The following is an 11,703-nucleotide window of genomic DNA, read 5'->3' as shown; positions in this document are numbered from 1 at the left end:
CCGGCGTAAAATCCTGATAATCGCTTTTCTTCCATATATAAGGATGTGATATTTCATCTTCTGAATGCTTATTCTCAATTTAAGACCTCCACAAAATTAACGTAGAATCAACAAAAGTAACCCTTTCCGTTGACCCTTGTCTCTCAAGCCTATGTTACGCTCATTCCTGTCAGGCAAGTGTGCTCTGACCAAAAAAAGAAAAGTACGTGGAGGGGACCATCATGTTTAAAAAAGTACTCACGATCAGTATGACCTTAGCGCTCGCAGCCAGTCTTGCAGCTTGCGGATCCAAGAATGCCGGCACGAGCGGCGGGGACACAGCATCCGGAACCGCAGAAGCAGCATCTTCGGCATATGTGCCGAAAGAGCTTAATGTACAGTTTGTACCTTCCCAGAATGCGGATACGCTCGAAGCCAAAACCAAGCCGCTTGAAAAGCTGCTCGGAGACAAGCTTGGCATTCCGGTTCATGTGACCGTATCGCCGGACTATAACACGATCGTTGAAGCCATGGCTTCCAAACAGGTTGATGTTGGCTTCCTGCCGCCAAATGCTTATGTACTGGCTCATGATAAGAAAAAAGCAGCCGACTTGCTTCTTCAGGCACAGCGCTATGGCGTGAAGGATGAAACCGGCGAAGATACAACGGACAAGGTCGATTTCTACAAAGCGATGATCGTGGTGAAAAAAGACTCTCCGATTCAAAGCCTGAAGGATCTGAAGGGCAAAAAAATCGGCTGGCAGAACGTGACTTCCTCAGCTGGCTATGTTTTCCCGGCTGCTGAGCTGAAAAAAGAAGGTATTGATCCGGACAAGGACGTACAAGGCGTAACGCTCAAGGGACATGATGCCGCCATTATGGCACTGTTGAACGGTCAAGTAGATGCTGTCGCCGTTTTCCAAGATGCCCGTAATACCGTTAAAAAAGACGTTCCAGACGTATTTGAAAAGACCCGTGTTCTTCACTATACCGCTAAAATCCCGAATGACACCGTCAGTGTACGCAATGATATGGACCAAAGCTGGAGAGACAAGATCAGCCAAGCTTTCATCGATATCACCAATGATACTGAAGGCGCGACAATCATCAAAGACATTTACACGCATGTAGGTTATGTTGCCGGTGACGACAAAAATTTCGATCCGGTTCGTGAATATGCGGAAGCTGTAGGCCAAGAAATCAAGTAATCATACACTCCTGACAATCCAAGCAGTAACCGGGGCAGCACCGTCCATGATATTTTATGGCGGTGTTGTTTCCCATTGCGGGTGACACGGAAAAATATTCCTTTGGAAACCATTCACAGAAAGTGGGCTCGATCATGATTGAATTCGATAAAGTATCCAAGGTCTATCCGAACGGAACGGTCGGACTACGCAACATTAATCTCACGATTAAGGAAGGGGAGCTTGTCGTCATCGTCGGTCTATCCGGTGCAGGGAAATCCACCTTTTTACGAAGCATCAACCGTTTAACCGATATTTCCAACGGAGAGATCAGAGTCGGCGGCAAATCCGTGACCCATGCCTCCGGCAGCCAGCTCCGCCATATCCGGCGTGATATCGGCATGATTTTCCAGAGCTTCAATCTGATTAAACGTTCGACCGTTATGCGCAATGTACTATCCGGCAGGGTCGGCTATCATTCCACGCTCCGCACCATGCTTGGCTGGTTTCCTAAAGAAGATGTGGAGCTGTCCCTGAATGCCCTGCAGCGTGTTAACATCCGGGAAAAAGCCTATATCCGCGCCGATGAGCTATCCGGTGGACAGCAGCAGCGTGTATCGATTGCCCGCGCGCTTGCGCAGGAAGCAAGGGTCATCCTCGCTGATGAGCCTGTCGCTTCTCTTGACCCGCTTACGACACGCCAGGTGATGGACGATTTGAAGCGGATCAACCGGGATATGAATATTACCACGGTAATCAATCTCCACTTTATCGATCTGGCACGTGAATATGCGACACGGATTATCGGCCTCCGCGCCGGAGAGGTGGTCTTCGACGGAACGCCTGCGGAAGCAACCGATGAAGCTTTTGCCGAAATCTACGGCCGTCCCGTGCTTCAGGATGAGCTGCTGGGAGGCGCATGATGAAGACTCCTGTTTCTACGGCTGCTTTGAAGCCTCCAGCCCCTGACCTCAACCCGCCAAGAAAATATAAACAGTATGCAGGGTGGCTGGTTCTCATCGCCGTGCTCATTGCATGTTCAGTCCGGACAGAGGTAACCCCTTACCAGCTCATCAGAGGGCTGCCACAAATGGGCATCCTGCTGCAGGAAATGTTCCCACCGGATTGGAGCTACCTGCCCACTATTTGGGGACCGATGCTGGAAACCGTCCAGATCGCCATTCTTGGCACGACGCTGGGCGGGCTGCTTGCCATTCCGGTTGCGCTGCTATGCGCTTATAATCTGGGCTTAAGCCGCTTTGTCTCGTTCCCTGCCCGCATGGTGCTGAATCTGGTCCGTACCGTTCCTGATTTGCTGTTTGCGGCTATTTTCGTCGCGGTATTCGGCATCGGGCCATTTGCCGGCATGCTGGCGCTTGTCTTCTTCTCATTTGGCATCATCGCCAAGCTGACCTTTGAGGCCATCGAAGCCATCGATCCTGGTCCGCTGGAAGCCATGACTGCTGTCGGGGCAAACCGGATGCAGATCATTATGTTCGGCGTCGTGCCTCAGGCGCTGCCATACTTTATGTCCTATCTGCTCTATACCTTTGAGGTCAACGTACGGGCAGCGGCCGTACTCGGACTTGTCGGAGCTGGCGGTATTGGACTTTTGCTGGACCGCTCGCTCGGATTGTTCCGCTATGACCGGGCTTCGGTCATCATTCTGCTCACGCTCGTCATCGTGCTGGTCATTGATTACGGCAGTACAATCATCCGGAGGAAACTGCTATGAAAAATACGATTTCTGCCATGACCGGAAAAACATCCGGCTCCCTTCTCCGTTCACGCATACGCTTTGCACTCATTGCTCTATTTGTGATTATCGTCTACTATTGGTCGGTTCAAGGCATGCAATTCGAGGGTATTCAGGGGACTGCCGGGACGGTCTCCAAATCCATTTTACAGGGATTTTTGCATCCGGATTGGTCCTTCGTCTATATCGCGGAGGGTGAGGATTTGCTGCGGGGACTGCTCGATACACTGGTCATATCCATACTCGGGACGGTTGTTGCTGCTGTGGTCTGCATTCCGTTTGCCTTCTGGGCTTCTACCAATATGAGCCGGCAGCTTGCGGTATCGGGCAGCGGTAAAATTGTACTGAGCGTCATCCGCGTATTTCCGGAGATTATCGTTGCGATTTTGTTCATTAAAGCGGTAGGCCCCGGATCTTTCGCAGGCGTCCTTGCCCTTGGTATCCATTCGGTTGGCATGCTGGGCAAGCTTTATTCCGAGACCATTGAAGCCATTGACCGCGGTCCGCAGGAGGCGCTGATTGCCAGCGGTGCAAACCGGCTGCAGGTACTGCGTTATGCTGTGCTGCCGCAAGTGATACCGCAGTTTCTATCCTACTCGCTATACCGGTTCGAGATTAATATCCGTTCCGCGACAACGCTTGGCCTAGTAGGTGCTGGCGGTATCGGTACGCCGCTCATCTTTGCGCTTCAGGTCCGCAACTGGAACCGGGTTGGCATTATTTTGCTGGGGATTATCGTGCTCATCATTTTGACCGATCTGATTTCGGGTTGGGTGCGGAGACGGATTATTTAAACATTTTTTCGCGCCTGTACTTCTTCTCCGCTAGATGATCTGTGCGCATAAACATACTAAAGGACTGCTTCCGGAGGTTTCCCCCTGACGGAAGCAGTCCTTTCTTATCCGATAAAAAAACGCCATATTCCAATTAAGAATACAGCGTCCCTGTGAACTACCTCATACTATCCGTCTGCTTCATTACCTGTACATATCGGATCAGCTCCGCCTTCTGCTGCTCGATGGAATGAACCCGGTTCGCCAGGCCGGAGAAAAAAGTCTCTACGAGCCCGCGCGTTACATTTGCGGATTGACCATTCCAATCATCCAGCCTGTGATAGAGGCTTCTGGCCTCCTGTTCATCGGACTGAATACGCCCCAGCAGCCAGCTCAGCTCACGCTCCGCCTGCAGCAGATCATCCAGCTCTACAAGGATTTCCCCGTTCAATTCATCCCCTCCACTTCTTATCCCATCATTTTCCCGTTGTTAGACGCATCAGCTTGCTGGAACTGTTCAGCTTTCTTATGGATAAAGCCCAAAAACTCCGTTGTTTGCTGGACATGCCACTGCGTCAGTTCCGAAATAGAGGCATCCAGCTGTGCAACCAACGGCTGCAGTCTGCGGCTGTGGCTGGAATGCATATAATTCATCAGCTTGGATCTGACGGTCTGCATATCTGCGCTGATCTGCTGCGCATTCCTGTTCCATTTCTCCGCGACGCTGCTGAGCTCCTCGGGGGTTACCCGAATGAGTCCGCTGCCCGCTCCGCCCACCATCGCTCCCAATTGAGCCAGCCTTTGCATCTTTCCAAACGCATTCAATCCCAAGTCTTCCATCAATCTGAAGGATGCCGGCATACGAGGTGCGCCATCCACCAATTCCCCGGTTTGATCGTCATACAGAGGATTTTTAATATAGCCGTTTTCATCAAACTTATATTGTTTCAAACCATGATAATAAGGCCCACCGAGCGTATTTTTGGCTTTATCGATGATGCTGACACCATCATTTGCATCCTTGTAATTAGAGTCAATATAATAGGTGGAACCTACATGACGGTCATATCCGCCTAGTGTACCGCTGGCAATAATATCGCCGGGATGGGCATAATTCACGATTTGCGAATCATATTCACCTGCCTCCGCCTTACGCCTGGCCGATGCTGACAGGCTCCCCATTACGGAAGGTGCGCTGAAGGTAACGGCAGATAATCCCGTATAAGCGGCCGCATACTGTGCATTGCCACCCCCAAGGGAATGTCCCGTCAAAGAAAAATCCAGATTCTTATGCTTTTTTTGCATCTCGTTCGCGTAATCTTCAGCCTGGTACAGCTGTTTGTCACCGTTAAAGGTTTTATCCAGCTGCCGATCCACTTCTCCCGCCCAGTCCTTGACCGTGGTGATGCCAACCTTATCCTCGATGCTTTGCACGGCATCATCCCAGGGATACTTCACTTCAAGGCTTTTATCAATCTTACGTCCCAGCTCACGGATGCCAATTCCACCATCGGCGATATAGTCCGGCACGGAATCCGACAATCCTTTGCCTCCTTCCGTCCCCCGATAGGCAATAACGGCTTGTTTGGTGTTAGGATTGTAAAAGGTAACCGCGTCAAAACCCGTATGATCATCATTGGCTGGCTTTTCAAGCACCTCCCAGCCCGGGAGCTCTTTCGGCTTGCTTCCTTTTTTCAAATCGTTGTAAGCGAGGTCCGACATCTTTTGGTACATTTCATCCGTAACTTCTGGCGCCTTGCTCAATCGTACTCCTCCCTCGCGTTTTTTCTAAATGGATTTATTCCGGTTTGTCCTGCTTCGCAAACGGATCGATCCCTTTGGCACGTATGGCTTTCTCAAGCTCGGGACTCATTACAAAATTGGTTGTTTTCTTGTCTTCGTAATCGACCGATATATTGAAGCTTTCATCTGAGTGATCGGTCACATGGCCTTCCATCATAATCTTCGGAGATATGTATTCCGCTAATTTTTCCTGTTTAGTAATCTCCACATCCAGGTCATACTCATTTTTGAAATACTTGAGTGCTATTTCCTTAGCCTCCTGCATCTGGTTGGCCTTTTCCGTTTTGCTCACGCTTTGACAACCTCCCAACACCAAAATCATCGTCATCATAAGAGCGATAGACCGAATAAACCGGCGAATAACCATCAGTCCTCTCTAACCCCTTTTTCTAAAATTAAACATGATTGGCAGTTATTAATCCAGTGTCTGGAAAAAAATCAGGAAAAAGTAACCACAAGCACTATGAAAATGCAGATCATTTCCTGAATCTCTCGTCCCAAAGGCGCATTCAACTTATGGAATGTACCTACTTATCAGCATATTAAAATGAGCCAGGGGAAAGTCCCTCAGCTCATGTTTTTTCCATAATAGATTTCATCCATCTCCTGCGTGATCCGTTCGGTGATTTCCTCCTGCTCCTCATCGCTCAGCTTGTCCTTGGTGTATCCGAAGAGATAGTTATCCAGATCAAATTCCTTGAGTTTACACTTGGTATGAAAAATATGCTCCTGATACACATTCACGTCAATCATATCGTAAGAATCCTTCACCTTGTGCGGAATATAGTTCTGAATCGAATTAATATCATGATCAATAAACAGCTTGTGACCGTTAATATCCCGTGTAAATCCGCGAACCCGGTAGTCGATCGTCATAATATCCGTATCAAAGGAATGGATCAGGTAGTTAAGCGCCTTAAGTGGTGAGATTTCGCCACAGGTTGATACATCGATATCCGCGCGGAAGGTGCTGATTCCTTCATCGGGATGAAATTCGGGATACGTATGAACGGTAATATGACTCTTATCAAGGGCCATCACCACCGAGTCCGGAAGGGGCCCCGGCGATTCCGTATAGGATTCCTTAGGCACTTCGACCACAGGTCCTTCGGAGACGAGTATCGTGACACTCGCGCCTTGCGGCACGTAATCCTGCTTGGCTATATTCAGTACATGTGCGCCAATGATGTCCGATACATTTTTCAGAATAGCCGTGAGACGGTCCGCATTATATTGTTCATCAATATATTCAAGGTAAGCTTCACGTTCCTCCTTGGTTCGGGTAAAGCATATATCGTACATATTAAAGGCCAAGGATTTGGTAAGATTATTGAACCCATGCAGCTTTACATGCTGTTCAGGCATTATTTTCATGCTTCATCCACCTCGCTGTGTCTCATATTCACTGCCTAATATTCCCTGACGGAGGCTGGCTATCCGCCAAACAGTGACATTCAAAGTTTATTTAAACTTCTTACCCAATTCACATGAGAAGTAACCTCTTCTGCAGCCTTAGAGAGACTTCATTTCCCGGTATAAATAAAAAAACCGCCCCGCATTTAGCGGAACGGCTTCGCAGCTGACCTGAAATATCTGCTTATTACAATGACTTGTTATTCAATGACAAACTCACGGTATTTCTCATAGTCCATCTGTCTGCACTCGAGTGTTAATCGGGTTCCTTCATTCTCATACTCCGTTGCCCTAATATCCGCGTGCTCGTTCAAATACGATACCACCTGGCCTTGGTCATAGGGGATCATCATTTCGCAATGAACATAATCCCTGAAAATAAAGCCCCGGATGAGACTTACCAGCTCATCAATACCGATTCGGGGTTTGGCGGCCAAATAAATGCTGTTCTCCTGAACCTCGGGAATCATGTGTCCGGCAAGATCACATTTGTTATAGGCAAATACCGTAGGGATATCTGTCACTCCAATATCTTTGAGCGTATTCTCCGTGATTTGGATCAGCTGACCGTATTTCTCATTGGCATAATCCACGACATGAATGAGTAAATCCGCCTCGGCGACCTCTTCCAATGTCGAACGAAAAGCCTTAACCAGATGATGCGGGAGCTTGCTGACAAAGCCAACGGTATCGGTTAGGAGGAAGCTCTTATTGTCCTCAAGCTGAATGTTCCGAACAGAGGTTTCCAGCGTGGCAAACAGCATATCCTTCTCAAATACTGTTTTCTCGCCGCTTCCTCCTGCTGCTCCAAACTTCTCGATCATGGCATTCATAATCGTCGATTTGCCGGCGTTGGTATATCCGACCAGAGACACAACCGGCAGCGCGTTCTTTTTACGCTGCTTGCGCTGCGTCTGACGCTGAAACACGAGTGATTCCAGCTCCTTGTTCAAGGCTGTAATCTTCTCCTCAATCCGGCGGCGATCCAGCTCCAGCCGTGTTTCACCGGCACCCTTGTTTTTCGTGCCCACACCGCCGCTTTGGCGTCCCAGCGACTCGCGCAGCCCGATTAGACGCGGCAGCATATACTGCAGTTGGGCCACTTCAACCTGAAGCTGGGCTTCGCGGGTCTTCGCCCGTTTTTCAAATATGTCCAGAATAAGAATCGTCCGGTCGATGACCTTGCAATCCAGATCGGATTCCAGATTACGCAGCTGTGATGGAGACAGTTCATCATTAAAAATGATCAGATTGGCCTCAAGCCCTTTGTACAAGCCGGAGAGTTCATCTACTTTTCCTGTGCCGATGTAATGGGATTTGTTGACCCGCTCCATATTCTGTGTGAGCTGCCCTACTACTTCAACCCCGCAGGCGTCCGCCAGGTTGCCAAGCTCCTCCATCGAGTAATCAAAGTCCTGCTGATGATTCAGGTTCACGCCGACCAATACGGCGCGCTGTTCCAATTGTTCCAATAGTTCCATATATGAACCTCCACATATCGTTATTATTTTATAATGAAAAACAAAAAAACCGCAGGCCTCTGCCTGTGGTTAGAGCGAACGGAAAATAAAGGCGGCCTGCCGGTCTGCAGCATTTTGGAGAAAAAGCTGCAGCGGCAACGCTCTATTTCGGTTGGTTTCTTGGAAAGCCGAAAAAAACAGCGGCTATAGATATCCGAAAACAACAATGGAGAGGCAAAAGCCCTCTCCAGCTGCACCCTGCGCACCTGAACTCCTTGGCGGCACGCATTCTAAATTATGGGTTCATCAAAGATATACAGACCAATCCCGTTCGCCCTGCACAAATGCAGAGCCTTTGAGCACTATTCAATTAGCGGCACAAAGCGAAGTAACGGAATTTAATGTACATAGCTTCACGAACCCTCCGTTCATTGTAATTGTTACCATCGTAGCATAAATAATTCATTTCCACAATTCAGAAAATTAGTGATGTTATCCATATGAATAGATTGAACCTTCCTGATCACCCTCGAGATATAAAAAGCCGCGCCCTTCGGCGCGGCTTTCAAGTTATCCCTTAACATAGTCTACACGTCAATTTTACTAATCGTTGTGCGGTTCCGGCCATCCTTCTTGGATTGATATAATGCATCATCCGCCTTCTTGACCAGCTGCTTCGCGGAGCGTCCTTGCACAGGAAATGCGGAAATTCCCGCTGACAGCGTAATCGAGGCGCCCGTAGGGCTTTTGGTCATGGCCAGCTGTTCACGCAACTTATCCGCCAAATCCTTCGCTCTGCCAAGGCCGCAGTGTTTGACCAGGATGCCGAATTCTTCCCCGCCATAGCGGAAACATACATCATCTTCAGAGAATATCAACTGCATGATCCGGGCGACATAACGCAATACATCATCGCCCACGATATGGCCGTAAGTATCGTTCACGAGCTTGAAATGATCGATATCAACCAGGATCAGGGCAAAAGGTATATTGCTTTCCATCCATCCAGCCATCATGCCATCAAAGGCTCTGCGGTTGGCAAGGCCGGTCAGCTCGTCAATTTTCACCTCATTGCGCAGATGCGTCAAATCCTGGTTCATGCTCTGCAGGGCGATCTTGACGCTTTGCGAGAGCAATCTTACTTCATAATAATAGGAACGGATATCTGGTATGTTCTCAGCCGGGACGGGTCGGAGCGTTGCCTCATCCGAAAACTGGGCTAACGTATTGAGAGGCTTCGCAATCCGGCTCGCAATCCACCAGCCAAGCAGCAGGATCAGAAGCAGGAAGGGCAGCGATACGAGGAGCATTCTTTTGACAAGATTATGGAGAGGCTTATCAATTACCTCTGCCGGTGTCTGGGAAATAATTCCCCAAGAGCTGCTCTGCTCATAGGCATATCCTGCGAGAAAGTGATTTCCTTCGGTATTCGTCACCTTCTGTGATCCGCTCTTACCCTGTATAACCTTCCGTACCACTTCATTTTGAACGACAGATTGTCCGATCCGCTTCTTTTCCGGATGAAATATCAGGTCACCGTTCTTTTCCACCACATAAACATAAGAGCCATCGCCGAAAAAATGCTCCTTCAGCATGTTGCTCAGCACGTTCTTTTCTTCCAGATAGATCGTTCCACCCACGAATCCTTTGTAATTACCGTTTTTATCAATAATCGGAGCGGAAACCAGTATGATTAAGCGCCCTGTGGTTGCACGATAAGGCTCCGAAATAAAAGGCTTTTTCGTTTTCACAGCCATTCTGCTCTGCTCAGAGGTCAGCGTGTCTCCGATGGAAATTCCGATGGTGCGCGGACTAAGCGCGCGAATAATCCGGTTGTCATCAGCAACCACGATGGAATTAAAGTACTGGGTATTTTCCTGAAACAGATCATCGAATAATTGAACATCAATGACTTGCTCGCGTTCAGAAATTTTGGCAATCGCCCGGATGTTTTCCTGCATCGTAATCAAGAGCTCATTCGTATTGGAAGCCAGTTTTTTTGCATATGATTCATTCTTGTTCAAGTAATTATTTATCAAGGATGACCGGTTAACCTGCACTGCGGAGGTAATACTCGTCAGCATTGTCAGCAAGATCGCCGTGATGACGAGCAGACTGATGGTAAACCGGAGAGTCAGACCTTTTTTGATAAAATGTTTCAAAATTGCATCCCGCCTGCGTAAAAAATATGGAAGATGATGTCATTGTATGTCATCTCCCCATTATACATCAGAGGTGAGGACACGAATATATCTTAAAATAGAAATTCCATTACATTTATCAAAATATTTAATGGCATAAAGGGCTGTCTCTTGAGCCCAAGCCATACGATGAAGAATTGCAGCTTAGTTTATGTTAAAAAAGGCTTTGGTCGTGCGCACTGTTTGGCTTGCAACTTCCTCCAGCTCCCGCCCCATACAGGAAGCAATGACTTTTACGATATGCGCTAGAAAAGCAGGCTCGTTCCGGCCATCCTTCGGCTTCGGCCGCAAGTCTCTAGGGGTGAGGTAAGGTGCGTCGGTTTCGATCATGAGACGGTCCAGCGGAATATCCTTAACGAGCTCACGCAAATGCTGTCCGCGCCGTTCATCACAAATCCAGCCGGTGATCCCGATGTGAAAGCCCATTTCAAGGTAAGCATGAAGCTCGTCAGCGGTCCCTGTAAAACAGTGGACAACCGATTTAGCCATCATGGACGGATGCTCTTGCATGATTGCGGCAAAATCAGAATGCGCTTCCCGCTCATGTAAGAATAGCGGCAGCCCCAGCTCTTCCGCAAGCACAACCTGCTCCCGGAACCAATGGCGCTGCACGTCCCGCGGCGAAAAATCCCGGTTATAATCCAAACCGCATTCGCCAATCGCCACCACCTGCGGCAGAGCGGCCAGCTCACGTAACCTGTCCAAGGTATGCTCGGTAGATTCCTTCACATCATGCGGATGCACACCCGCTGTAGCATACAGCTTGCCGGGATAAAATCCGGCGAGTAGCGCAGCTTCTTCACTGCCTCCAACACTGGTTCCGGTAATGATGAGCGGGGTTACGCCTTCCGCTTCCGCCCGGGCGATGACCTCTTCCCGGTCCTTATGAAACGAACGATTGGTTAAGTTAACACCGATATCTATAATTTGAGGATGCATGCAAATCTGCCCCTTTCCTGAAATGTTCCCAGTAAAAAACCGCAGCCTGTCGGCATGCGGTCATCAAATGACTCTAAGGATACAGGATAACATAAAGGAATGGACCTCTACAAACAGATCTCTTCTATAGTATTTCATTCCTTCATCTTCCAGGACGTTTTCATATGCTATAAAGTATAGTATACTGTAAAA

General features: G+C 48.6%; 11 protein-coding genes. 4 read left to right on the top strand and 7 right to left on the bottom strand.

The window, feature by feature from the left end:
* The first annotated feature begins 221 nt into the window (after nucleotides 1-221).
* From KJS65_RS24280 to phnE (KJS65_RS24265), 4 genes are all read left to right on the top strand, one after another.
* Nucleotides 222-1,187 carry a phosphate/phosphite/phosphonate ABC transporter substrate-binding protein gene (locus KJS65_RS24280; RefSeq protein ID WP_213652423.1) on the top strand — a complete coding sequence of 322 codons (966 nt, stop codon included), beginning with the start codon at nucleotides 222-224 and terminating at the stop codon, nucleotides 1,185-1,187.
* Between the two features lie 134 nt (nucleotides 1,188-1,321).
* Complete coding sequence (gene phnC, locus KJS65_RS24275) at nucleotides 1,322-2,089, top strand: phosphonate ABC transporter ATP-binding protein (protein ID WP_213652422.1); 768 nt, start codon at nucleotides 1,322-1,324, stop codon at nucleotides 2,087-2,089.
* On the top strand, nucleotides 2,089-2,901 hold the full coding sequence (gene phnE / locus KJS65_RS24270) for a phosphonate ABC transporter, permease protein PhnE (protein ID WP_213652695.1): 813 nt from the start codon (nucleotides 2,089-2,091) through the stop codon (nucleotides 2,899-2,901). The genes phnC and phnE (KJS65_RS24270) overlap by 1 nt, the downstream gene beginning before the upstream one ends.
* Entirely contained in the window at nucleotides 2,898-3,716 is an 819-nt protein-coding gene (phnE, locus tag KJS65_RS24265; protein ID WP_374706216.1) for a phosphonate ABC transporter, permease protein PhnE, read from the top strand. Before phnE (KJS65_RS24270) ends, phnE (KJS65_RS24265) begins: the two co-directional genes overlap by 4 nt.
* Nucleotides 3,717-3,873: 157 nt before the next feature.
* Here the strand turns inward: phnE (KJS65_RS24265) and KJS65_RS24260 are convergent, their stop codons facing one another.
* The 7 genes from KJS65_RS24260 to KJS65_RS24230 all read right to left on the bottom strand — a co-directional run bounded on the left by KJS65_RS24260 (nucleotide 3,874) and on the right by KJS65_RS24230 (nucleotide 11,511).
* Entirely contained in the window at nucleotides 3,874-4,146 is a 273-nt protein-coding gene (locus KJS65_RS24260; RefSeq protein ID WP_213652421.1) for a hypothetical protein, read from the bottom strand.
* Between the two features lie 17 nt (nucleotides 4,147-4,163).
* Nucleotides 4,164-5,459: a Tle-like phospholipase domain-containing protein gene (locus tag KJS65_RS24255; RefSeq protein WP_244864782.1), complete on the bottom strand. Its 1,296-nt coding sequence runs from the start codon at nucleotides 5,457-5,459 to the stop codon at nucleotides 4,164-4,166.
* Between the two features lie 34 nt (nucleotides 5,460-5,493).
* Nucleotides 5,494-5,790: a hypothetical protein gene (locus KJS65_RS24250; RefSeq protein WP_244864781.1), complete on the bottom strand. Its 297-nt coding sequence runs from the start codon at nucleotides 5,788-5,790 to the stop codon at nucleotides 5,494-5,496.
* 275 nt (nucleotides 5,791-6,065) lie between these two features.
* A complete protein-coding gene (gene speD / locus KJS65_RS24245; protein ID WP_213652420.1) occupies nucleotides 6,066-6,872 on the bottom strand; it encodes an adenosylmethionine decarboxylase in 807 nt (268 codons plus the stop codon).
* Between the two features lie 239 nt (nucleotides 6,873-7,111).
* Nucleotides 7,112-8,383 (bottom strand): GTPase HflX, encoded by a 1,272-nt coding sequence (hflX, locus tag KJS65_RS24240; protein WP_213652691.1) that lies wholly within the window; start codon nucleotides 8,381-8,383, stop codon nucleotides 7,112-7,114.
* A 575-nt stretch (nucleotides 8,384-8,958) separates the two neighbouring features.
* Nucleotides 8,959-10,533, bottom strand: coding sequence for a sensor domain-containing diguanylate cyclase (locus KJS65_RS24235; protein ID WP_244864780.1), 1,575 nt, complete (start codon nucleotides 10,531-10,533; stop codon nucleotides 8,959-8,961).
* A gap of 183 nt (nucleotides 10,534-10,716) precedes the next feature.
* On the bottom strand, nucleotides 10,717-11,511 hold the full coding sequence (locus KJS65_RS24230; RefSeq protein WP_213652419.1) for a TatD family hydrolase: 795 nt from the start codon (nucleotides 11,509-11,511) through the stop codon (nucleotides 10,717-10,719).
* Between the last annotated feature and the right edge of the window lie 192 nt (nucleotides 11,512-11,703).

The organism is Paenibacillus sp. J23TS9 (genome assembly GCF_018403225.1).
Taxonomy (GTDB): domain Bacteria; phylum Bacillota; class Bacilli; order Paenibacillales; family Paenibacillaceae; genus Paenibacillus_AQ.
The sequence above is the reverse complement of the archived record's forward strand: the minus strand, read 5'-3'. Positions and strand labels throughout refer to the sequence as shown.